Origin of the sequence: Bacillus sp. FSL K6-2861, from assembly GCF_038630725.1 — a bacterium.
GTDB classification, from domain to species: domain Bacteria; phylum Bacillota; class Bacilli; order Bacillales; family Bacillaceae; genus Bacillus; species Bacillus velezensis.
Genome location: NZ_CP152037.1, coordinates 98,596 through 122,241 on the forward strand (window position 1 = coordinate 98,596; position 23,646 = coordinate 122,241).

General features: G+C 45.8%; 24 protein-coding genes, 2 rRNA genes and 2 other annotated features. All 26 genes read left to right on the forward strand.

Annotated elements, in window-relative coordinates; genetic code table 11:
- The first annotated feature begins 70 nt into the window (after window positions 1-70).
- The 26 genes from NYE62_RS00555 (at window position 71) to NYE62_RS00680 (ending at window position 23,612) form a co-directional block, all read left to right on the forward strand.
- Window positions 71-3,000: ribosomal RNA gene (locus tag NYE62_RS00555) — 23S ribosomal RNA — on the forward strand.
- 50 nt (window positions 3,001-3,050) lie between these two features.
- Window positions 3,051-3,166 (forward strand): 5S ribosomal RNA (gene rrf / locus NYE62_RS00560).
- Window positions 3,167-3,393: 227 nt separating this feature from the next.
- Window positions 3,394-3,858, forward strand: coding sequence for a transcriptional regulator CtsR (ctsR, locus tag NYE62_RS00565; RefSeq protein ID WP_003156396.1), 465 nt, complete (start codon window positions 3,394-3,396; stop codon window positions 3,856-3,858).
- 13 nt (window positions 3,859-3,871) lie between these two features.
- Window positions 3,872-4,429 (forward strand): UvrB/UvrC motif-containing protein, encoded by a 558-nt coding sequence (locus NYE62_RS00570; protein ID WP_007410387.1) that lies wholly within the window; start codon window positions 3,872-3,874, stop codon window positions 4,427-4,429.
- Window positions 4,429-5,520 carry a protein arginine kinase gene (locus NYE62_RS00575; RefSeq protein WP_003156398.1) on the forward strand — a complete coding sequence of 364 codons (1,092 nt, stop codon included), beginning with the start codon at window positions 4,429-4,431 and terminating at the stop codon, window positions 5,518-5,520. Before NYE62_RS00570 ends, NYE62_RS00575 begins: the two co-directional genes overlap by 1 nt.
- Window positions 5,517-7,949, forward strand: a complete 2,433-nt coding sequence (gene clpC, locus NYE62_RS00580) for an ATP-dependent protease ATP-binding subunit ClpC (RefSeq protein WP_007410388.1) — start codon at window positions 5,517-5,519, stop codon at window positions 7,947-7,949. Before NYE62_RS00575 ends, clpC begins: the two co-directional genes overlap by 4 nt.
- A 93-nt stretch (window positions 7,950-8,042) precedes the next feature.
- Window positions 8,043-9,422 carry a DNA repair protein RadA gene (gene radA / locus NYE62_RS00585; protein ID WP_095352457.1) on the forward strand — a complete coding sequence of 460 codons (1,380 nt, stop codon included), beginning with the start codon at window positions 8,043-8,045 and terminating at the stop codon, window positions 9,420-9,422.
- A 3-nt stretch (window positions 9,423-9,425) separates the two neighbouring features.
- The gene (gene disA / locus NYE62_RS00590; RefSeq protein WP_007410390.1) at window positions 9,426-10,508 is read left to right on the forward strand and encodes a DNA integrity scanning diadenylate cyclase DisA; all 1,083 of its coding nucleotides are present in this window, start codon (window positions 9,426-9,428) and stop codon (window positions 10,506-10,508) included.
- Between the two features lie 113 nt (window positions 10,509-10,621).
- On the forward strand, window positions 10,622-11,722 hold the full coding sequence (locus NYE62_RS00595) for a PIN/TRAM domain-containing protein (protein ID WP_003156403.1): 1,101 nt from the start codon (window positions 10,622-10,624) through the stop codon (window positions 11,720-11,722).
- 12 nt (window positions 11,723-11,734) lie between these two features.
- A complete protein-coding gene (gene ispD / locus NYE62_RS00600) occupies window positions 11,735-12,433 on the forward strand; it encodes a 2-C-methyl-D-erythritol 4-phosphate cytidylyltransferase (protein WP_342497179.1) in 699 nt (232 codons plus the stop codon).
- Window positions 12,426-12,902 (forward strand): 2-C-methyl-D-erythritol 2,4-cyclodiphosphate synthase, encoded by a 477-nt coding sequence (ispF, locus tag NYE62_RS00605; protein ID WP_003156407.1) that lies wholly within the window; start codon window positions 12,426-12,428, stop codon window positions 12,900-12,902. The genes ispD and ispF overlap by 8 nt, the downstream gene beginning before the upstream one ends.
- Window positions 12,903-12,993: 91 nt before the next feature.
- A complete protein-coding gene (gene gltX, locus NYE62_RS00610; RefSeq protein ID WP_064115709.1) occupies window positions 12,994-14,445 on the forward strand; it encodes a glutamate--tRNA ligase in 1,452 nt (483 codons plus the stop codon).
- A 2-nt stretch (window positions 14,446-14,447) separates the two neighbouring features.
- Window positions 14,448-14,681, forward strand: a binding site (T-box leader).
- 74 nt (window positions 14,682-14,755) lie between these two features.
- The gene (gene cysE / locus NYE62_RS00615) at window positions 14,756-15,409 is read left to right on the forward strand and encodes a serine O-acetyltransferase (protein ID WP_007410393.1); all 654 of its coding nucleotides are present in this window, start codon (window positions 14,756-14,758) and stop codon (window positions 15,407-15,409) included.
- Window positions 15,406-16,806, forward strand: a complete 1,401-nt coding sequence (cysS, locus tag NYE62_RS00620; RefSeq protein WP_064107494.1) for a cysteine--tRNA ligase — start codon at window positions 15,406-15,408, stop codon at window positions 16,804-16,806. Before cysE ends, cysS begins: the two co-directional genes overlap by 4 nt.
- A gap of 4 nt (window positions 16,807-16,810) precedes the next feature.
- A complete protein-coding gene (locus NYE62_RS00625) occupies window positions 16,811-17,242 on the forward strand; it encodes a Mini-ribonuclease 3 (protein WP_003156412.1) in 432 nt (143 codons plus the stop codon).
- The gene (gene rlmB, locus NYE62_RS00630; RefSeq protein WP_003156413.1) at window positions 17,226-17,975 is read left to right on the forward strand and encodes a 23S rRNA (guanosine(2251)-2'-O)-methyltransferase RlmB; all 750 of its coding nucleotides are present in this window, start codon (window positions 17,226-17,228) and stop codon (window positions 17,973-17,975) included. Before NYE62_RS00625 ends, rlmB begins: the two co-directional genes overlap by 17 nt.
- Window positions 17,976-17,981: 6 nt before the next feature.
- Window positions 17,982-18,494 (forward strand): ribosome-dependent mRNA decay endonuclease Rae1/YacP, encoded by a 513-nt coding sequence (gene rae1 / locus NYE62_RS00635; RefSeq protein WP_003156414.1) that lies wholly within the window; start codon window positions 17,982-17,984, stop codon window positions 18,492-18,494.
- A 62-nt stretch (window positions 18,495-18,556) separates the two neighbouring features.
- A complete protein-coding gene (sigH, locus tag NYE62_RS00640; RefSeq protein WP_003156415.1) occupies window positions 18,557-19,213 on the forward strand; it encodes an RNA polymerase sporulation sigma factor SigH in 657 nt (218 codons plus the stop codon).
- An 85-nt stretch (window positions 19,214-19,298) separates the two neighbouring features.
- Window positions 19,299-19,448: a 50S ribosomal protein L33 gene (rpmG, locus tag NYE62_RS00645; protein WP_003156421.1), complete on the forward strand. Its 150-nt coding sequence runs from the start codon at window positions 19,299-19,301 to the stop codon at window positions 19,446-19,448.
- Between the two features lie 32 nt (window positions 19,449-19,480).
- On the forward strand, window positions 19,481-19,660 hold the full coding sequence (secE, locus tag NYE62_RS00650; protein WP_003156422.1) for a preprotein translocase subunit SecE: 180 nt from the start codon (window positions 19,481-19,483) through the stop codon (window positions 19,658-19,660).
- Window positions 19,661-19,827: 167 nt separating this feature from the next.
- Window positions 19,828-20,361, forward strand: coding sequence for a transcription termination/antitermination protein NusG (gene nusG / locus NYE62_RS00655; protein ID WP_003156423.1), 534 nt, complete (start codon window positions 19,828-19,830; stop codon window positions 20,359-20,361).
- Between the two features lie 167 nt (window positions 20,362-20,528).
- Window positions 20,529-20,954: a 50S ribosomal protein L11 gene (gene rplK / locus NYE62_RS00660; protein WP_003156430.1), complete on the forward strand. Its 426-nt coding sequence runs from the start codon at window positions 20,529-20,531 to the stop codon at window positions 20,952-20,954.
- A 94-nt stretch (window positions 20,955-21,048) separates the two neighbouring features.
- Entirely contained in the window at window positions 21,049-21,747 is a 699-nt protein-coding gene (gene rplA, locus NYE62_RS00665) for a 50S ribosomal protein L1 (protein ID WP_003156431.1), read from the forward strand.
- Between the two features lie 48 nt (window positions 21,748-21,795).
- Window positions 21,796-21,938 (forward strand) — a sequence feature (ribosomal protein L10 leader region).
- Window positions 21,939-22,001: 63 nt separating this feature from the next.
- Complete coding sequence (rplJ, locus tag NYE62_RS00670) at window positions 22,002-22,502, forward strand: 50S ribosomal protein L10 (RefSeq protein WP_014416746.1); 501 nt, start codon at window positions 22,002-22,004, stop codon at window positions 22,500-22,502.
- 41 nt (window positions 22,503-22,543) lie between these two features.
- Entirely contained in the window at window positions 22,544-22,915 is a 372-nt protein-coding gene (rplL, locus tag NYE62_RS00675; RefSeq protein WP_003156436.1) for a 50S ribosomal protein L7/L12, read from the forward strand.
- A 91-nt stretch (window positions 22,916-23,006) separates the two neighbouring features.
- Window positions 23,007-23,612 (forward strand): class I SAM-dependent methyltransferase, encoded by a 606-nt coding sequence (locus NYE62_RS00680; protein ID WP_025284098.1) that lies wholly within the window; start codon window positions 23,007-23,009, stop codon window positions 23,610-23,612.
- The last annotated feature ends 34 nt before the right edge of the window (window positions 23,613-23,646 follow it).

Here is a 23,646-nt window from a genome sequence, read left to right on the forward strand (position 1 = left end):
AAAACTAGATAACAGAAGTAATTCACATTCAATTAGTAATGCAAGATATCACGTAGTGATTCTTTTTAACGGTTAAGTTAGAAAGGGCGCACGGTGGATGCCTTGGCACTAGGAGCCGATGAAGGACGGGACGAACACCGATATGCTTCGGGGAGCTGTAAGCAAGCTTTGATCCGGAGATTTCCGAATGGGGAAACCCACCACTCGTAATGGAGTGGTATCCATATCTGAATACATAGGATATGAGAAGGCAGACCCGGGGAACTGAAACATCTAAGTACCCGGAGGAAGAGAAAGCAAATGCGATTCCCTGAGTAGCGGCGAGCGAAACGGGACCAGCCCAAACCAAGAGGCTTGCCTCTTGGGGTTGTAGGACACTCTGTACGGAGTTACAAAGGAACGAGGTAGATGAAGAGGTCTGGAAAGGCCCGCCATAGGAGGTAACAGCCCTGTAGTCAAAACTTCGTTCTCTCCTGAGTGGATCCTGAGTACGGCGGAACACGTGAAATTCCGTCGGAATCCGGGAGGACCATCTCCCAAGGCTAAATACTCCCTAGTGACCGATAGTGAACCAGTACCGTGAGGGAAAGGTGAAAAGCACCCCGGAAGGGGAGTGAAAGAGATCCTGAAACCGTGTGCCTACAAGTAGTCAGAGCCCGTTAACGGGTGATGGCGTGCCTTTTGTAGAATGAACCGGCGAGTTACGATCCCGTGCAAGGTTAAGCAGAAGATGCGGAGCCGCAGCGAAAGCGAGTCTGAATAGGGCGAATTGAGTACGTGGTCGTAGACCCGAAACCAGGTGATCTACCCATGTCCAGGGTGAAGTTCAGGTAACACTGAATGGAGGCCCGAACCCACGCACGTTGAAAAGTGCGGGGATGAGGTGTGGGTAGGGGTGAAATGCCAATCGAACCTGGAGATAGCTGGTTCTCTCCGAAATAGCTTTAGGGCTAGCCTCAAGGTAAGAGTCTCGGAGGTAGAGCACTGATTGGACTAGGGGCCCCTACCGGGTTACCGAATTCAGTCAAACTCCGAATGCCGATGACTTATCCTTGGGAGTCAGACTGCGAGTGATAAGATCCGTAGTCGAAAGGGAAACAGCCCAGACCGCCAGCTAAGGTCCCAAAGTATACGTTAAGTGGAAAAGGATGTGGAGTTGCTTAGACAACCAGGATGTTGGCTTAGAAGCAGCCACCATTTAAAGAGTGCGTAATAGCTCACTGGTCGAGTGACTCTGCGCCGAAAATGTACCGGGGCTAAACGTATCACCGAAGCTGCGGACTGTTCTTCGAACAGTGGTAGGAGAGCGTTCTAAGGGCTGTGAAGCAAGACCGGAAGGACTTGTGGAGCGCTTAGAAGTGAGAATGCCGGTATGAGTAGCGAAAGAGGGGTGAGAATCCCCTCCACCGAATGCCTAAGGTTTCCTGAGGAAGGCTCGTCCGCTCAGGGTTAGTCGGGACCTAAGCCGAGGCCGAAAGGCGTAGGCGATGGATAACAGGTTGATATTCCTGTACCACCTCCTCACCATTTGAGCAATGGGGGGACGCAGGAGGATAGGGTAAGCGCGGTATTGGATATCCGCGTCCAAGCAGTTAGGCTGGGAAATAGGCAAATCCGTTTCCCGTGAAGGCTGAGCTGTGATGGCGAGCGAATTATAGTAGCGAAGTTCCTGATTCCACACTGCCAAGAAAAGCCTCTAGCGAGGTGAGAGGTGCCCGTACCGCAAACCGACACAGGTAGGCGAGGAGAGAATCCTAAGGTGATCGAGAGAACTCTCGTTAAGGAACTCGGCAAAATGACCCCGTAACTTCGGGAGAAGGGGTGCTCTGTTAGGGTGCAAGCCCGAGAGAGCCGCAGTGAATAGGCCCAGGCGACTGTTTAGCAAAAACACAGGTCTCTGCGAAGCCGTAAGGCGAAGTATAGGGGCTGACGCCTGCCCGGTGCTGGAAGGTTAAGAGGAGCGCTTAGCGTAAGCGAAGGTGCGAATTGAAGCCCCAGTAAACGGCGGCCGTAACTATAACGGTCCTAAGGTAGCGAAATTCCTTGTCGGGTAAGTTCCGACCCGCACGAAAGGCGCAACGATCTGGGCACTGTCTCAACGAGAGACTCGGTGAAATTATAGTACCTGTGAAGATGCAGGTTACCCGCGACAGGACGGAAAGACCCCGTGGAGCTTTACTGCAGCCTGATATTGAATGTTGGTACAGCTTGTACAGGATAGGTAGGAGCCTTGGAAACCGGAGCGCCAGCTTCGGTGGAGGCATCGGTGGGATACTACCCTGGCTGTATTGACCTTCTAACCCGCCGCCCTTATCGGGCGGGGAGACAGTGTCAGGTGGGCAGTTTGACTGGGGCGGTCGCCTCCTAAAAGGTAACGGAGGCGCCCAAAGGTTCCCTCAGAATGGTTGGAAATCATTCGCAGAGTGTAAAGGCACAAGGGAGCTTGACTGCGAGACCTACAAGTCGAGCAGGGACGAAAGTCGGGCTTAGTGATCCGGTGGTTCCGCATGGAAGGGCCATCGCTCAACGGATAAAAGCTACCCCGGGGATAACAGGCTTATCTCCCCCAAGAGTCCACATCGACGGGGAGGTTTGGCACCTCGATGTCGGCTCATCGCATCCTGGGGCTGTAGTCGGTCCCAAGGGTTGGGCTGTTCGCCCATTAAAGCGGTACGCGAGCTGGGTTCAGAACGTCGTGAGACAGTTCGGTCCCTATCCGTCGCGGGCGCAGGAAATTTGAGAGGAGCTGTCCTTAGTACGAGAGGACCGGGATGGACGCACCGCTGGTGTACCAGTTGTTCTGCCAAGGGCATCGCTGGGTAGCTATGTGCGGACGGGATAAGTGCTGAAAGCATCTAAGCATGAAGCCCCCCTCAAGATGAGATTTCCCATTCCGCAAGGAAGTAAGATCCCTGAAAGATGATCAGGTTGATAGGTCTGAGGTGGAAGTGTGGCGACACATGGAGCTGACAGATACTAATCGATCGAGGACTTAACCAATTTGAATGTATGCTTACTGTTATCTAGTTTTGAGAGAACACTCTCAATGGTTTGGTGGCGATAGCGAAGAGGTCACACCCGTTCCCATGCCGAACACGGAAGTTAAGCTCTTCAGCGCCGATGGTAGTCGGGGGTTTCCCCCTGTGAGAGTAGGACGCCGCCAAGCTATCATTACGGTAAAGGCAGCTCATCATGAGCTGCCTTTTTTGTGTTTTTCTGCATACGTTATATAATATGAGAAACGTAACGATATGCCTTTTTGCAAAAGCAGGTTTTATGCTTGTGCAAAGTGGAAATAATAGAGATAGAGCGATACAGTTGAAAAATTTTGCGAAACACCTTATAGTAAGATTAAAGTCAAATATAGTCAAAGTCAATAAAGGAGGGGGTTGAGTGGGACATAATATTTCTGACATCATTGAACAGTACTTGAAACAAGTATTAGATCAAAATGGCAAAGAAATTTTAGAGATCAAACGCAGTGAAATCGCTGATAAATTTCAATGTGTTCCTTCCCAAATAAATTATGTCATCAACACCAGATTTACAAGTGAAAGAGGATATATTGTTGAAAGTAAACGGGGAGGCGGCGGTTATATTCGTATTATCAAAATTAAAATGAATAACGAAGTCGTCCTCATCAATAATATTATTTCGCAGATTCATACCCACTTGTCCCAGGCAGCCTCTGATGACATTATTCTCAGACTGTTAGAGGACGGAGTTATTTCGGAAAGAGAAGCTAAAATGATGGTGAGTGTAATGGATCGTTCAGTTCTATATATTGATTTGCCCGAACGGGATGAACTAAGAGCCAGAATGATGAAAGCAATGCTCACATCTTTAAAACTAAAGTAAGCGGGTGAAAAGATTGATTTGTCAAGAATGCAATGAGAGACCGGCCACTTTTCACTTTACGAAAGTTGTTAATGGAGAAAAACAAGAAGTTCATATTTGTGAACAATGTGCAAAAGAAAATAGTGATTCATACAGTATAAGTGGAAACCAAGGGTTCTCGATCCATAATTTATTATCAGGACTGCTGAATATGGAGTCTTCATTTCAAAACACCGGTTCTCAAATGTTCGGCTATTCAGAGCAAGGGACAGCTTGTAAGAAATGCGGTATGACGTTTCAGCAGCTGAGAAAAACAGGGCGTTTCGGCTGTGCGGAATGTTACGATACGTTCTACAGCCAAATTACGCCGATCTTGCGAAAAGTTCACAGCGGGAATACGGTGCATGCCGGGAAAATTCCAAAACGAATAGGCGGAAACCTGCATGTAAGACGGCAAATGGAAATGTTAAAAAAAGAACTTGAATCTTTAATACACCACGAAGAGTTTGAAAGAGCAGCGGAGGTCAGGGATCAGATCCGATCGTTAGAGCAGAAGTTAAAAAGTAAAGACAGTGAGGGGGAACAAGGGTAATGTCGCTCAAGCATTTTATTCAGGACGCACTAAGCAATTGGATGAAGCAAAAGGGACCTGAAAGTGACATTGTACTCAGCAGCCGTATACGGTTGGCCCGAAACTTTGAAAATATAAAGTTTCCCGCCCGGTATACGAATGAAGAAGCCTCATCCATCATTCAGCAATTCGAAGATCACTTTTCAGGAAAAGAACTGCCTGATATCGGTCAATTTCATTTAATCAGAATGAGTGAAGCTCAGCCTTTGGAAAAACGGGTGCTGATGGAGAAACATCTGATCAGCCCGAATTTAACGGAATCCCCTTTTGGCGGCTGTCTGCTTTCTGAAAATGAAGAAGTCAGCATTATGTTAAATGAAGAAGATCATATCAGAATTCAATGCCTCTTCCCCGGCTTCCAGCTTCTCAATGCCATAAAAGCGGCAAACCAGGTTGATGACTGGATTGAGGAGAAAGTGGATTACGCCTTTGGAGAGAAGAGAGGGTACTTAACAAGCTGTCCTACAAATGTAGGGACGGGACTAAGGGCTTCAGTCATGATGCATTTGCCGGGCCTTGTATTAACTAGGCAAATGAATCGAATTATACCGGCAATTAACCAATTAGGTTTAGTTGTTAGAGGAATTTACGGTGAAGGCAGCGAAGCATTAGGAAATATCTTTCAAATTTCAAATCAAATCACACTCGGAAAATCAGAACAGGACATTGTAGATGATTTAAACAGTGTGGCTGCCCAGCTGATTGAGCAGGAACGTTCAGCCCGAGAAGCGCTTTACCAAACCTCGAAAATTGAATTGGAGGACCGGGTATTCAGGTCTTACGGTGTTTTATCCAACTGCCGTATGATTGAATCAAAGGAAACGGCGAAATGCCTTTCTGACGTTCGGCTGGGGATAGACCTGGGGATCATTAAAGGGCTATCAAGCAATATACTTAATGAACTGATGATTTTGACACAGCCGGGTTTTCTCCAGCAATATTCGGGCGGTGCATTACGGCCGAACGAAAGAGACGCGAGAAGAGCGGCTCTTATCAGGGAAAGGCTGCATTTAGAAATGAGTGCAAATAGACAGGAGGATGATTCGATATGATGTTTGGAAGGTTTACAGAGCGAGCTCAAAAGGTATTGGCACTGGCACAGGAAGAAGCACTGCGCTTAGGCCATAACAATATTGGAACTGAACATATCTTATTAGGTCTGGTTCGTGAAGGAGAAGGGATTGCGGCTAAAGCACTCCAAGCACTCGGACTCGGTTCGGATAAAATTCAGAAAGAAGTGGAGAGCTTAATCGGACGGGGACAGGAAATGTCTCAAACGATTCATTATACGCCAAGAGCAAAAAAAGTCATTGAGCTCAGCATGGATGAAGCCAGAAAGCTAGGACATTCTTATGTGGGAACAGAACACATACTTCTCGGACTGATTCGTGAAGGAGAAGGCGTAGCGGCGAGAGTTCTGAATAATCTCGGTGTCAGCTTGAATAAGGCGAGACAGCAAGTGCTGCAGCTTCTGGGAAGCAATGAGACGGGATCTTCTGCATCCGGTACGAACAGCAATGCAAACACGCCGACGCTGGACAGTCTGGCGCGTGATTTAACTGCGATTGCGAAGGAAGACAGTCTTGATCCGGTTATCGGCCGAAGCAAAGAAATTCAGCGTGTTATTGAGGTATTAAGCCGCAGAACGAAGAATAACCCCGTTCTTATCGGAGAACCGGGTGTAGGTAAAACTGCGATTGCTGAAGGCCTCGCACAGCAGATCATCAATAATGAAGTGCCGGAAATTTTACGTGATAAACGCGTAATGACATTAGACATGGGTACGGTTGTAGCCGGTACGAAATACCGCGGAGAATTTGAAGACCGCTTGAAAAAAGTAATGGATGAAATACGTCAGGCCGGCAATATTATTTTATTCATTGACGAACTGCATACACTGATTGGAGCGGGGGGAGCAGAAGGTGCGATTGACGCATCGAATATCTTAAAACCTTCACTGGCCCGCGGAGAGCTCCAATGCATCGGTGCGACAACGCTTGATGAATACCGTAAATATATCGAAAAAGACGCCGCTCTCGAGCGCCGTTTCCAGCCGATTCAGGTGGATCAGCCCTCAGCCGATGAAAGCATTCAAATTTTAAAAGGACTCCGTGACCGCTATGAAGCGCATCACCGCGTATCCATTACCGATGAAGCGATTGAAGCGGCGGTAAAATTGTCCGACCGTTATATTTCTGACCGCTTCCTTCCGGATAAAGCGATCGATTTAATTGATGAAGCCGGTTCAAAAGTGCGTCTCCGTTCGTTCACAACGCCTCCGAACTTAAAAGAGCTTGAGCAGAAACTCGATGAAGTTCGCAAGGAAAAAGACGCTGCCGTTCAGAGCCAGGAGTTTGAAAAAGCGGCTTCCCTTCGTGATACGGAGCAGCGCCTGAGAGAACAGGTGGAAGACACGAAAAAAACCTGGAAAGAAAAACAAGGACAGGAGAACTCCGAAGTTTCTGTAGAGGATATCGCGATGGTTGTATCCAGCTGGACCGGGGTGCCTGTATCTAAAATTGCCCAAACGGAAACAGATAAGCTTCTCAATATGGAAAGCATTCTGCACTCCCGCGTCATCGGCCAGGATGAAGCTGTTGTAGCCGTTGCAAAGGCTGTCAGACGTGCAAGAGCCGGTCTGAAGGACCCGAAACGCCCGATTGGTTCATTCATCTTCCTAGGCCCTACAGGCGTTGGGAAGACAGAGCTGGCACGAGCGCTGGCGGAATCCATTTTCGGTGATGAGGAAGCGATGATCAGAGTGGATATGTCCGAATACATGGAGAAACACTCGACTTCACGTCTTGTCGGTTCTCCTCCGGGATATGTCGGCTATGATGAAGGCGGCCAGCTGACAGAAAAAGTGAGAAGAAAACCTTACTCTGTCGTACTGCTTGATGAAATTGAAAAAGCGCACCCTGATGTGTTTAACATACTCCTGCAAGTGCTTGAAGACGGACGCTTGACTGATTCAAAAGGACGCACTGTGGATTTCCGCAACACGATCCTGATTATGACGTCAAACGTCGGAGCGAGCGAGCTGAAACGCAACAAATATGTGGGCTTCAATGTGCAGGATGAATCACAAAACCATAAAGACATGAAAGACAAAGTCATGGGAGAGCTGAAGCGTGCCTTCAGACCTGAGTTTATCAACCGGATTGACGAAATTATCGTCTTCCACTCCCTTGAGAAAAAACATCTTACAGACATCGTGTCGCTTATGTCTGATCAGTTAACAAAACGTCTGAAAGAACAAGATCTCTCTATCGAGCTGACGGATGCTGCAAAAGCAAAAGTGGCAGAAGAGGGCGTCGATTTGGAATACGGCGCACGTCCGTTAAGAAGAGCGATTCAAAAGCATGTGGAGGACCGGTTATCAGAAGAACTCCTCAGAGGCAATATTGATAAAGGCCAGCACATTGTTCTTGATGTTGAGGACGGCGAATTTGTCGTAAAAACAACTGCTAAAACGAACTAATATAGTGACAAACATGAGGCATACGTAAGCGAGTGTATGCCTCACTTTGTTATATAGAGAAATATTCGATAAGGAAGAGGTCTTACAACATATATGGCTAAATCAAAAACAAAATTCATCTGCCACTCATGCGGTTATGAATCCGCAAAATGGATGGGAAAGTGCCCGGGCTGCGGGGCTTGGAATACAATGGTGGAAGAAACCATAAAAAAAGCGCCGGCGAATCGGCGGGCGGCTTTCTCCCACTCCGTTCAAACCGTCCAGAAACCATCACCCATTACATCAATTGAAACATCGGAAGAACCCCGCGTCCAAACAAAGCTCGAAGAATTCAACAGAGTGCTTGGCGGCGGCGTTGTGAAAGGCTCGTTAGTATTAATCGGCGGCGATCCCGGGATCGGAAAATCAACGCTCCTTCTCCAAGTATCCGCACAATTAGCAGATACGGCCGGCAGCGTGCTTTACATTTCAGGGGAAGAATCCGTGAAGCAAACGAAGCTGCGCGCCGACAGACTTGGAATCCACAGCCAAATGTTACATGTTTTATCTGAAACCGATATGGAGTATATTTCGTCTGCTATACAAGAGATGAAACCCGCATTTGTTGTCGTAGACTCCATTCAGACCGTTTACCAAAGTGATATCACCTCGGCTCCCGGCAGTGTATCACAAGTAAGAGAGTGTACGGCCGAATTGATGAAAATCGCGAAAACAAACGGCATACCTATTTTTATCGTCGGGCACGTCACAAAAGAAGGATCGATCGCGGGGCCGAGATTGCTTGAGCACATGGTCGATACCGTTCTATACTTTGAAGGAGAGCGGCACCATACATTCCGTATTTTGCGGGCCGTAAAAAACCGTTTCGGCTCCACAAATGAAATGGGCATCTTTGAAATGCGGGAAGAGGGGCTTACGGAAGTGCTGAACCCTTCTGAAATTTTCTTGGAAGAGCGTTCTGCCGGGGCATCGGGTTCGAGTATCGTTGCGTCAATGGAAGGAACGAGACCGATTCTGGTTGAAATCCAGGCGCTCATTTCACCGACCAGTTTTGGAAACCCGCGCCGCATGGCTACAGGCATAGACCACAACAGGGTATCGTTAATTATGGCTGTGCTTGAGAAGCGGGTGGGTCTTTTGCTTCAAAATCAAGATGCGTATTTAAAGGTCGCCGGCGGGGTCAAACTGGATGAACCGGCGATTGATTTGGCAGTAGCCGTCAGCATTGCCTCAAGCTTCAGAGATACACCGCCGAATCCCGCAGATTGCTTTATCGGTGAAGTGGGTCTGACAGGAGAAGTCCGCAGGGTGTCAAGAATCGAACAGCGCGTAAAGGAAGCGGCGAAACTCGGCTTCAAGCGCATGATCATACCTGAGGCGAATGCAGACGGGTGGACAATACCAAAAGGGATTGAGGTTGTCGGAGTAGCAAATGTTGCAGAAGCGCTTCGTACTTCATTAGGAGGATCATAATAGATGGAAAAAGAGAAAAAAGGGGCGAAACAAGAGCTTGACCTGTCTGCAATTCTGCAGTTCGTTGCACCGGGCACCCCGCTCAGAGCCGGGATAGAGAATGTACTTCGGGCAAATACAGGCGGCCTGATTGTTGTCGGATACAATGATAAGGTAAAGCAAGTCGTGGATGGCGGTTTTCATATTAATACATCATTTGCGCCCGCTCACTTATACGAGCTGGCCAAAATGGACGGTGCCATTATTTTAAGTGATTCCGGCCAGAAAATTCTTTATGCGAATACGCAGCTTATGCCGGAGGCGACCATTTCTTCTTCAGAAACGGGAATGAGACACCGTACGGCGGAACGGGTGGCGAAGCAGACCGGCTGTCTCGTCATCGCCATTTCTGAGCGCAGAAATGTCATTACGTTATATCAGGACAGCATGAAGTACACACTAAAGGACATAGGATTTATTTTAACAAAGGCAAATCAGGCCATTCAAACGCTTGAGAAGTATAAAACCATTTTAGACAAAACGATTACGGCTTTAAACGCATTAGAGTTTGAGGAGCTTGTGACATTCAGTGACGTGCTGTCCGTCATGCATCGATATGAAATGGTGCTCCGAATAAAAAATGAAATCAATATGTATATTAAAGAACTCGGAACGGAAGGCCACTTAATCCGTCTGCAGGTGATTGAACTGATTACGGACATGGAAGAAGAGGCAGCACTTTTCATCAAAGACTATGTCAAAGAAAAAATCAAAGATCCGTTCGTGCTGTTAAAAGAGCTTCAGGATATGTCCAGCTATGATCTGCTTGATGATTCCATTCTGTTTAAGCTGCTTGGATATCCGGCTTCTACCAATCTTGATGATTATGTGCTCCCGAGAGGATACAGGCTGCTGAACAAAATTCCGCGTCTGCCGATGCCGATTGTTGAAAATGTGGTTGAGGCGTTCGGATTTTTGCCAAGCATAACGGAAGCCACTGTAGAAGAGCTTGATGATGTTGAGGGTATCGGCGAAGTGCGCGCCAAAAAAATCAAAAAAGGCTTAAAACGCCTTCAGGAAAAACACTATATAGATAGACAGCTTTAAGAATCGCTTAAACCTGTCGGAATCCGGGTATATTATTGTTAGTTTTTGTTTATTCTGAATTTGTAGGCTCTGACAGTCTGCTGAAAAAATGTTACTTAAAAGGAGGTGGAGGTATGTTAAAACGAATAGTTCAGGCGTTCTTCATTATTGTGGGCGGCGTTGTCGGTATCTTTTTAATACCTGAATTGTTTGTGCTGTCAAATATACAGGACATACCTTTAATAACAAACGCATATACGTCTGCTGCAATTGGTGCTATTATCTTTTTTCTCATCAGTATATGGACGACAGAATATGTGATTAATTGGGTAAAATGGATTGAAGATTCTTTGCTGAGAGCTCCGGTGCCGGATCTGTTATTCGGGAGTCTCGGATTGGTTTTTGGACTTATCATCGCATATCTCATTGTAAACGTGATTCCGCTGGACAATATTCCGTACCGTATATTCAGCACCATCATTCCGGTCTTTCTGGCTTTCTTTCTCGGTTATCTGGGCTTCCAAGTCGGATTTAAGAAAAAGGATGAACTGATCAGTCTTTTCTCCATTTCTGCAAGAATGCAGAAGAAAAAGGGAAGTGCTGATGAGGAGCAGGAGGAACAGGATAAAAGGCTGAAAATCTTGGATACAAGTGTTATTATTGATGGGAGAATTGCAGATATTTGTCAGACGGGCTTTTTAGAAGGCGTCATTGTCATTCCTCAATTTGTGCTGGAGGAATTACAGCATATCGCTGATTCTTCAGATGTTTTAAAACGTAACAGAGGACGCCGCGGACTGGATATCTTGAATCGCATTCAAAAGGAACTGGATATTACGGTTGAAATTTATGAAGGCGACTTCGAGGACATTCAGGAGGTTGACAGCAAGCTTGTCAAACTTGCGAAGCTGACATCCGGCGTCGTTGTGACGAATGATTTTAATTTAAATAAAGTATGCGAGCTTCAGAAGGTTGCGGTACTGAATATTAATGACCTTGCAAACGCGGTGAAGCCGGTTGTGCTTCCGGGCGAAGAGATGAATGTGCAGGTGATTAAGGACGGGAAAGAGCATAATCAAGGTGTGGCTTACTTGGATGACGGGACGATGATTGTTGTGGAAGAAGGCCGCAATTATATAGGGAAACATATTGATGTGCTCGTAACCAGCGTACTGCAGACAGCGGCGGGACGAATGATTTTTGCCAAGCCCAAGCTGCTTGAGAAAGCTCTTTAAGAGGGAGTTCATATGGAATATGTTGTCGTTATTCCGGCTGCCGGACAAGGAAAACGGATGAAGGCCGGGAAAAATAAGCTGTTCATCAGCTTAAAAGGTGCGCCTGTTATTATACACACACTGCGGGTTTTTGAAAGCCACGCACCCTGTCAGAAAATAATCCTGGTGATAAACGAGAGTGAACGGGAAGATTTTCGCCAGCTGCTGGCCCAATTTCCGATTCAGACGGAAATTGAGCTTGTTACCGGAGGTGCGGAGCGTCAGCACAGTGTATACGAAGGACTGAAAGTGATTGATAAGGAAGCGGTCGTCCTTGTTCATGACGGAGCGCGACCGTTTGTCACACATCAGCATATCGATAAGCTCGTTGAAACAGCAGAGGAGGCGGGAGCGGCTGTCCTGGCTGTTCCTGTGAAAGACACGATAAAACGGGCGGAAGGCTCCCGGGTTGCGGAGACCTTTGATCGTTCAAGCTTGTGGGCCGTTCAAACGCCGCAGGCTTTTCGTCTTTCTTTATTGAAAAAGGCGCATATGGAAGCGGAAAACAAAGGCTTCTTAGGGACGGATGACGCCAGCCTCGTCGAGCGTCTTGATGGATATCAGGTGAGTATCGTTGAAGGCAGCTATACCAATATTAAGCTGACAACGCCGGATGACCTGATATTTGCGAAAGCAATCATGAAAGCGGAAAGTGGGAATCATAATGTTTAGAATCGGACAAGGATTTGATGTGCATCAATTAACGGAAGGCCGTCCTCTCATCATCGGCGGAATTGAAATTCCTTATGAAAAGGGGCTGCTCGGACATTCAGATGCGGATGTATTGCTGCATACAGTCGCAGACGCGTGTCTCGGAGCGGCAGGTGAAGGAGATATCGGCAAGCATTTCCCGGATACTGATCCGGAATTCAAGGATGCGGATTCTTTTAAGCTGCTTCAGCATGTCTGGAACATTGTAAAAGAAAAAGGATACGTACTCGGAAATATAGACTGCACGATTATTGCGCAAAAGCCGAAAATGGCGCCGCATATTGATGCTATGAGAAAACGGATAGCGGAAGGCCTTGAGGCGGACGTCTCTCAAGTAAACGTAAAAGCGACGACGACAGAAAAGCTCGGGTTTACCGGAAGAGCCGAAGGAATTGCCGCTCAGGCGACCGTTCTGATCCAAAAAGCCTGATCATTGTTTTGATGCCCGGTCTATTTGGTGGTAGAATAGATACATATATTCGGCTAGAGGCTACAGACGAGATGAAAGGAAGTATTTGAACATGGGAAATGAAGTACGCGTTCGTTATGCACCGAGTCCGACCGGACATTTGCATATCGGTAACGCCAGAACGGCGCTTTTTAACTATTTATTTGCCCGCAGCCAAGGCGGAAAGTTTATTATCCGGATTGAGGATACGGACAAAAAGCGAAATATTGAAGGCGGAGAGCAAAGCCAGCTCAACTATTTGAAATGGCTCGGCATGGACTGGGATGAAAGTGTGGATATCGGCGGAGAATACGGCCCGTACCGCCAGTCTGAGCGTAACGACATTTACAAAAAGTACTATGAAGAGCTTCTTGAAAAAGGGCTTGCTTATAAATGTTTCTGTACGGAAGAAGAACTTGAGAAAGAACGTGAAGAGCAAATCGCCCGCGGGGAAATGCCGCGCTATTCCGGCAAACACAGAAACCTGACTCAGGAAGAGCAGGAGCAGTTTTTAGCCGAAGGCAGACAGCCGAGCATCCGTTTTCGCGTGCCGGAAGGGAAAATCATCGCATTTAACGATATCGTAAAAGGTGAGATTTCTTTTGAATCAGACGGCATCGGCGACTTTGTCATCGTCAAAAAAGACGGAACACCGACGTATAACTTTGCCGTCGCGATTGACGATTACTTAATGAAAATGACGCACGTGCTCCGCGGTGAGGATCACATTTCAAATACACCGAAACAGATCATGATTTTCCAGGCATTCGGCTGGGATGTTCCTGTCTTCGGACATATGACGCTTATCGTAAACGAAAGCCGCAAAAAATTAAGTAAACGTGATGAATCAATTATCCAGTTTATTGAGCAGTATGATGAGCTGGGTTACCTGCCTGAAGCGCTGTTTAACTTTATCGGACTTCTCGGCTGGTCTCCCGTCGGTGAAGAAGAGCTTTTCACAAGAGAACAATTCATTGAAATTTTTGATGTGAATCGTTTGTCTAAGTCACCGGCTCTGTTTGATATGCATAAACTGAAATGGGTCAACAACCAATACGTCAAAGCGCTGGATCTTGATCAAGTGGTTGAGCTGACCCTGCCGCACCTGCAAAAAGCAGGAAAAGTCGGCACTGAGCTTTCTGCCGAGGAGCAGGAATGGGTTCGTAAATTAATTTCTCTTTACCATGAGCAATTGAGCTACGGCGCTGAAATTGTCGAGCTGACTGATTTGTTCTTTAAAGATGAGATCGAGTATAATCAAGAGGCAAAAGCCGTTCTGGAAGAGGAACAGGTGCCTGAAGTGCTCAGCGTATTTGCTGCGAAGCTTGAAGAGCTTGAAGAATTTACGCCTGAGCTGATCAAAGCCTCAATCAAAGCTGTTCAGAAAGAAACAGGCCATAAAGGCAAAAAGCTGTTCATGCCGATTCGCGTAGCGGTTACCGGTCAGACACACGGTCCTGAGCTTCCGCAGGCCATTGAGCTGATCGGCAGTGAAACAGCCGTCAGACGCCTGAAAAGCATTTAAATATACGATTGTTGACAGGGAAGAGTATAAAACAATGACCATTACAGAAAGAATCTTCATCGGCTGAGAGAGATTCATGCGTCATGTTTTAGAAGTGCGCCCTTAAGACCTTTGAAGAACATTTCTGCGGAAATCAGTATTTAAAGGCGGCCGCCGCCGTTACCGGCTTTTAAGTTGGGAAAACAGTGACTTGTTTTTCAAACAGAGTGGAACCGCGCGGTAAAAGCGTCTCTGTCATGTTTACATGCAGAGGCGCTTTTTTTATAGGCGGAAAAACAGACTGGAGCGGGGAGAGAATGGGGGGAAGCATGTGTTTTTTAAAATGCTAAAAGAAGACATAGATACAGTGTTCGATCAAGATCCGGCAGCAAGAAGCTATTTCGAAGTTGTTTTAACTTATTCTGGTTTACATGCTATATGGGCGCATCGGATTGCACATGCTTTATATAAACGGAGATTTTTCTTCCTGGCGCGCCTGATATCACAGATTGCCCGTTTCTTTACCGGAATTGAAATCCATCCCGGCGCGACCATCGGGAGAAGGTTTTTCATTGACCACGGTATGGGGGTCGTCATAGGGGAAACATGTGAAATCGGCAATAACGTGACGGTATTCCAAGGTGTCACTCTCGGGGGAACGGGAAAAGAAAAGGGGAAGCGGCATCCGACCATAAAAGATGATGCTTTAATTGCAACCGGAGCGAAGGTGCTCGGCTCTATTACGGTCGGGCAGGGTTCTAAAGTAGGGGCCGGCTCCGTTGTGCTTCGTGATGTTCCCGACTTTTCAACCGTTGTCGGCATACCGGGGAAAGTCGTCATTCAGAACGGAAGAAAAATCAAACGCGATCTCAATCACCAAGACTTGCCCGATCCGGTTGCTGACAGGTTAAGAGCATTGGAGCAGCAGATTTTTGAACTGCAGGCTGAACTGGAAGATAAAAAAGAAAGGATCAACCAAAAATGACCATTACACTTTATAATACATTGACACGGAAAAAGGAAACATTCGTTCCTCTCGAGGAAGGCAAAGTAAAAATGTACGTGTGCGGACCGACTGTATACAACTATATTCATATCGGAAACGCCCGTCCGGCGATTGTGTATGATACCGTACGCAACTATTTAGAGTATAAAGGATACGATGTCCAATACGTATCGAATTTCACCGATGTTGACGACAAACTGATTAAGGCGGCCAACGAGCTCGGCGAGGACGTCCCGACCATTTCTGAACGGTTCATTAAAGCGTATTTTGAAGATGTGGGCGCCCTCGGATGCCGGAAAGCGGATCTTCACCCCCGAGTCATGGAAAACATGGACGCCATTATTGAATTTGTCAGCGAGCTGATTAAAAAAGGCTACGCTTATGAATCAGAAGGCGACGTCTATTTCAAAACAAGGGCCTTCGAAGGGTACGGCAAGCTATCTCAGCAATCAATTGATGAACTCAGATCAGGCGCGCGTATCCGTGTCGGCGAGAAGAAAGAGGATGCGCTGGACTTTGCTCTTTGGAAAGCTGCTAAGGACGGAGAAATTTCATGGGATAGCCCTTGGGGAAAAGGCCGCCCGGGCTGGCATATTGAATGCTCCGCAATGGTGAAAAAGTATTTGGGTGACGAGATCGATATTCATGCCGGCGGTCAGGACCTGACATTCCCGCACCATGAAAACGAAATCGCCCAATCTGAAGCATTAACAGGCAAGACATTCGCAAAATACTGGCTTCACAACGGATATATCAATATCGATAATGAGAAAATGTCAAAATCGCTCGGCAACTTTGTTTTGGTGCACGATATCATTAAGCAACATGACCCGCAGCTTTTGAGATTTTTCATGCTGTCCGTTCATTACCGCCACCCGATCAACTATTCGGAAGAGCTGCTTGAGAAAACAAAAAACGCGTTTAACCGCCTGAAGACGGCCTACAGTAATTTAAACCATCGTTTGATTAGCAGCACGAATCTGACTGACAATGATGAGGAATGGCTCGCTAAAATCGAAGAGCACCGCACTGCGTTTGAAGAAGCAATGGATGATGATTTTAATACGGCGAATGCAATTTCCGTTTGGTTTGATCTGGCGAAGCTCGCTAATTACTACATGCAGGAAGACAATACGGCGGATCACGTCATTAAAGCCTTTATCAGCATGTTTGACAGAATCGGATCTGTTCTCGGACTTACGCTCGGCGAAGAAGAGCTTGTCGACGAAGAGATTGAAGAGTTGATTGAGAAGAGAAATGAAGCCCGCCGCAATCGCGATTTTGCTTTGTCAGACCAGATTCGCGATCAGCTGAAAAGTATGAATATCATTCTTGAAGATACGGCCCAGGGAACTCGCTGGAAGCGGGGAGAGTAAGCGGATGCTTCAATTTGAACAAATCAAAGATTCAAAGCAGTTAAACGGTCTTGCGCTTGCTTATATGGGTGATGCCATTTTTGAAATATACGTCCGGCATCACCTGCTTAAGCAGGGCTTTACGAAACCGAATGACCTTCATAAGAAGGCGAGCCGGATTGTATCGGCAAAATCACAGGCAGACATATTGTTCCGCCTTCAGGACGAATCCTTTTTCACGGAGGAAGAGGAAGCCGTGCTGAGAAGAGGCAGAAACGCGAAATCAGGGACGACGCCTAAAAACACAGATGTACAGACGTACCGCCATAGTACAGCTTTTGAGGCTTTACTCGGATACCTTTTTCTTGAGAAAAGAGAAGAAAGACTGAATCAGCTGATTGCTGAGGCTATACAAGTCGGGACGTCAGGGAGGAAAACAAATGAGTCAGCAACATGATTACGTCATAGGAAAAAACGCGGTGATTGAGACGTTAAAGTCAGATCGCAAGCTGTATAAGTTATGGATGGCGGAAAACACAGTAAAAGGACAGGCCCAGCAAGTTATGGAGCTTGCTAAAAAGCGCGGCGTCACCATTCAATTTGTACCGAGGAAAAAACTCGATCAGATGGTGGAGGGTCAGCATCAGGGTGTTGTCGCCCAGGTGGCGGCATATGAATATGCACAATTAGACGAATTATATAAAAGAGCGGAAGAGAGAAACGAACAGCCTTTCTTTCTCATATTGGACGAGCTGGAAGACCCTCATAATCTCGGTTCCATCATGAGAACGGCTGACGCTGTCGGTGCACACGGCATCGTGATTCCGAAACGCAGAGCGGTCGGACTGACTTCGACGGTCGCAAAAGCTTCGACCGGTGCGATTGAACACATTCCCGTCGTGAAGGTGACCAACCTTGCCCGGACACTTGATGAAATGAAGGAGCGGGGGATTTGGGTCGTCGGAACGGATGCATCCGCCCGGGAAGACTACCGCTCTATGGACGGCAAGATGCCTTTGGCGCTCGTTATCGGAAGCGAAGGCAGAGGAATGGGCCGGCTTGTGAAAGAGAAATGTGATTTTCTCATTAAGCTTCCGATGGCCGGAAAAGTCACTTCTCTGAATGCGTCGGTAGCGGCCGGCCTTCTCATGTATGAAGTCTACCGGAAGCGCAATCCTTTAGGGGAATGAAGACAGATGGACATCCTGTTAGTAGACGGATACAACATGATTGGAGCTTGGCCGCAGCTAAAGGATTTAAAAGCGAACAGTTTTGAAGAAGCGAGAGATGTACTGATCCAGAAGATGGCGGAATATCAGTCCTACACGGGAATCAGAGTCATTGTGGTGTTTGATGCACACCTGGTAAAAGGCATAGAGAAAAAACAAACGAATCACAGAGTCGAAGTGATTTTCACACGGGAGAATGAAACGGCGGATGAGCGGATCGAGAAGCTTGCCCAGGCGCTGAATAATATTGCGACACAGATTCATGTCGCAACCTCCGATTATACGGAGCAGTGGGCGATTTTCGGACAAGGGGCTCTCCGCAAATCCGCCCGGGAGCTCCTGAGGGAAGTGGATACGATAGAACGCCGGATTCAAAGGCGGGTTTCAAAGATCACTTCTGAAAAACCACCGGGTAAAATCGAGCTGTCCGAAGAGGTTTTGAAAACGTTTGAAAAGTGGCGCCGAGGCGGTCTGGATTAGGTTGACGCTTTTTCGCCCATTAATGTATAATATTTCTATCTACGTGCGCCGGGGGGATCGCAGTGAATCTACAGAACAGCAAGGGAAAGTTCAACAAAGTGCAATTTTGCCAGTTGGAGGACGAGCAGGTCATTGAAAAGGTTCATGTTGGGGATAGTGATGCGTTAGATTACTTGATTACGAAGTACCGTAATTTTGTACGGGCGAAAGCAAGGTCTTATTTTTTAATAGGGGCCGACAGAGAAGATATTGTACAGGAAGGGATGATAGGCTTATATAAGTCTATCCGAGACTTTAGAGAGGACAAGCTTACTTCATTTAAAGCTTTTGCAGAATTATGCATTACCCGCCAGATTATTACCGCAATAAAGACAGCTACCCGTCAGAAACACATTCCTTTAAATTCCTATGTTTCTTTAGACAAACCTATTTTTGATGAAGAATCTGACAGAACACTGCTTGATGTCATTTCAGGCGCTAAAACGTTAAATCCTGAAGAGATGATTATTAATCAGGAAGAATTTGATGATATCGAAATGAAAATGGGAGAACTGCTGAGCGATCTGGAGAGAAAGGTGCTTGTTTTGTACTTGGACGGAAGAAGTTACCAAGAGATTTCAGATGACTTAAACCGACACGTAAAATCAATCGATAATGCCCTGCAGCGCGTGAAGCGCAAGCTTGAAAAGTATTTAGAAATAAGAGAGATCAGCCTGTAGCAGGTTTCTGTGTCATATTGACAGAATTTTTCTGACTGTGCTATTTTATTAAGATAAATGAATGTTTAGGAAAAGGTGTAACGACATGAGAAAAAAGATTACGCTGGCATGCAAAACATGCGGAAATCGTAATTATACGACAATGAAAAGCTCTGCATCAGCGGCTGAGCGGTTAGAAGTTAAGAAGTACTGCAGCACTTGCAATTCACATACAGCTCATTTAGAAACAAAATAGTGTTCGCTTTTTAAATTGTGGAGGTCTTTTACATGCGCATGATGAGTTTCTTTAAAGATGTTGGGAAAGAAATGAAAAAGGTTAGCTGGCCTAAAGGCAAAGAGTTAACGCGCTATACGATCACGGTGATTTCAACGGTTATCTTTTTTGTTATCTTTTTTGCCCTCCTTGATACAGGAATTTCTCAATTAATTCGTTTAATAGTTGAATAATGATCAGCAATACGTGCTATAATAGATCATAATATCGTTTGCCAAAACCCGTTCAGCGGGTTTTTTATTGTGTTGTTGAAAAAAGGATTCATAGGCCCTGAGCCTATTTTTTGTTTTACACTTCATTTTTAAATGCGGGGAGGGAAGGACTGCAGAGTCCTGATAGAATGGAAAAGAATTGGTATGTTGTTCATACGTATTCCGGTTATGAAAACAAAGTAAAAGCAAACCTTGAAAAACGTGTGGAATCAATGGGAATGCAGGATAAAATTTTCCGCGTTGTCGTCCCTGAAGAAGAAGAGACTGATATTAAGAACGGCAAGAAAAAAGTAGTCAAAAAGAAAGTGTTCCCGGGTTATGTGCTTGTTGAAATCGTCATGACTGATGATTCCTGGTATGTGGTCCGCAACACGCCGGGCGTTACCGGATTCGTCGGATCAGCCGGTTCAGGCTCAAAGCCGACTCCGCTTCTTCCTGGCGAAGCGGAAACCATCTTAAAACGCATGGGCATGGATGAGCGGAAAACCGACATTGATTTTGAATTGAATGAGACAGTCAAAGTCATAGACGGACCTTTCGCCAACTTTACAGGATCAATTGAAGAGATTGATTATGATAAGAGCAAAGTGAAAGTATTCGTTAACATGTTCGGCCGTGAAACGCCGGTTGAACTGGAATTTACCCAGATCGACAAATTGTAATGTGAAAAAACTTGAAATTGCTATATATTAATGATAATATAGCAAAGGTACGTCTTGGACTAATCCAAGGCAGCTAGCTTGATATTTCGTCATTCATATAAAGAATGAAACCTTGAGTGGGAGGGTTTACCCTATTACCACATCACGGACTTAAGGAGGTGTGTCTCGTGGCTAAAAAAGTAGTAAAAGTTGTAAAATTGCAAATTCCTGCTGGAAAAGCTAACCCAGCGCCGCCAGTTGGACCTGCACTAGGTCAAGCCGGTGTAAATATCATGGGATTCTGTAAGGAGTTTAACGCTCGTACAGCTGACCAAGCTGGTTTAATCATTCCTGTTGAAATTTCGGTTTACGAAGACCGTTCATTTACATTTATTACAAAAACTCCGCCTGCTGCAGTATTGCTTAAAAAAGCAGCTGGAATTGAGTCTGGTTCTGGTGAACCAAACCGTAATAAAGTGGCAACCGTTAAGCGCGATAAGGTTCGCGAAATCGCTGAAACGAAAATGCCTGACTTAAACGCAGCAGACGTTGAAGCGGCAATGCGCATGGTTGAAGGTACTGCCCGCAGTATGGGTATCGTTATCGAGGATTAATTTGTTTCTTGTCGGGTTGCGAGTTTTCACAAGTTCGCAACCCTTATTCGTGGGAGGTTATTCCGCTATAACCACATAAGGAGGAAATTTTAAAATGGCTAAAAAAGGTAAAAAGTACGTTGAAGCTGCGAAGCTTGTAGACCGTGCGAAAGCTTACGACGTCGCTGAAGCAGTGGCGCTTACTAAAAAAACAAACACAGCTAAATTCGACGCTACAGTTGAAGTTGCTTTTCGTTTAGGGGTTGACCCTCGTAAAAACGATCAGCAAATCCGCGGTGCAGTTGTACTTCCTAACGGAACTGGTAAAACTCAGCGCGTGCTTGTATTCGCTAAAGGCGAAAAAGCAAAAGAAGCTGAAGCTGCCGGTGCAGACTACGTTGGCGATTCTGATTACATCGCGAAAATCCAGCAAGGCTGGTTCGAATTCGATGTAATCGTTGCGACTCCTGACATGATGGGTGAAGTCGGTAAAATCGGCCGTGTGCTTGGACCAAAAGGTCTTATGCCAAACCCTAAAACAGGAACTGTTACATTCGAAGTGGAAAAAGCAATCGGCGAAATCAAAGCTGGTAAAGTAGAATACCGCGTTGACAAAGCTGGTAACATCCATGTTCCGATCGGAAAAGTTTCTTTCGAGGATGAAAAACTTGTTGAGAACTTCACAACAATGTATGATACAATCCTGAAAGCAAAACCGGCTGCGGCTAAAGGTGTTTACGTGAAAAACGTTGCCGTTACTTCTACTATGGGCCCTGGTGTCAAAGTAGACGCTTCTACTTTCAACGTAAAATAATATTTGACTTTAGATCAGCATTCTGATATGATTCAAAATGTTGTAAAATATAATATGTCATTTATACCGTAGACAGCAGGGGCCGTTGAGGCTTAATATCCTGCCGAGGTGTATATATATCACAGCTATTACGTTACGTATGCTTGTATATACAGCCTCCATGTCCACATGGAGGCTTTTTATATGAAATCGTCGTCACAGTCGTGATCACCTAGCGGTATAAGTGTTACACAAAATCTACAGGAGGTGTAACCATGAGCAGCGCAATTGATACAAAAAAAGTTGTTGTTGAAGAGATTGCTTCCAAACTGAAAGAAAGCAAATCAACGATCATCGTTGACTACCGCGGACTTAACGTTTCTGAAGTAACTGAACTCCGTAAACAGCTTCGCGAAGCTAACGTAGAGTTCAAAGTGTACAAAAACACAATGACTCGCCGTGCGGTTGAACAAGCTGAACTTGATGGTTTGAATGATGTCTTAACTGGACCGAATGCGATCGCATTCAGTACTGAAGATGTTGTCGCTCCGGCAAAAGTTCTTAACGAGTTCGCGAAGAATCACGAAGCTCTGGAAATCAAAGCGGGCGTTATCGAAGGAAAAGTATCTTCTGTTGAAGAAGTGAAAGCTCTTGCTGAACTTCCTTCACGCGATGGCTTACTTTCTATGTTGCTTAGCGTACTTCAAGCTCCAGTTCGCAACCTTGCACTTGCAGCTAAAGCAGTTGCAGAACAAAAGGAAGAACAAGGCGCTTAATCTGATTTTACCCTAAAATAAAACAAATGGAGGAATTTCAAATGGCTTTAAATATCGAAGAAATCATTGCTTCCGTTAAAGAAGCAACTGTACTTGAATTGAACGACCTAGTAAAAGCAATCGAAGAAGAATTTGGCGTAACTGCTGCTGCTCCTGTAGCTGTAGCTGGCGGAGCTGCTGCTGGCGGAGCTGCTGAAGAGCAAAGCGAATTCGACCTTATCCTTGCTGGTGCAGGTTCTCAGAAAATCAAAGTTATCAAAGTTGTTCGTGAAATCACTGGTCTTGGCTTGAAAGAAGCTAAAGAACTTGTTGACAACACTCCAAAACCACTTAAAGAAGGTATTGCGAAAGAAGAAGCTGAAGAGCTTAAAGCTAAACTTGAAGAAGTTGGCGCTTCTGTAGAAGTTAAGTAATCTTCACTTGCCTGTAGGGGAAGCTCGCTTTTATGAGGCGGGCTTTTTCTTTGCTTTTCTTTAAGTGCCATTATAAAAGGAGGTTCTAATAATGAGTGATCACTATTATTCAGAAAAACCTTCAGTTAAAAGCGATAAACAGACATGGTCATTTACACTGCGGAACAGATCTTATACATTCACAAGTGACAGCGGCGTTTTCTCGAAAAAGGAAGTTGATTTCGGTTCGCGTGTCTTAATTGAAGCATTTGAAGAGCCGGAGATCGATGGTGACTTCCTGGATGCAGGCTGCGGTTACGGCCCGATCGGTCTGTCACTCGCCGGTGCATTTACAGACCGGACCGTGCACATGATTGACGTGAATGAAAGAGCCGTAGAGCTGTCAAATGAAAATGCAGAAAAAAACGGAATAAAAAACGTTCGAATTTATCAGAGTGATTTATTTTCAAATATTGATTCTGCTCAAACATTTGCTTCTATTATTACAAACCCCCCAATCCGCGCCGGAAAAAAAGTTGTCCATGCCATTTTTGAAAAAAGCGCTGAGCATTTAAGGGCTTCAGGTGAATTGTGGATCGTTATACAGAAAAAACAGGGCGGGCCTTCTGCCATTGAAAAACTGAAGGAGCTTTTTGACGAAGTTTCTGTGGTTCAAAAAAAGAAAGGCTATTATATCATAAAAGCAAAAAAAGTTTGACTTGAATTTTCAGCTATGTTAATATTGTAAAATG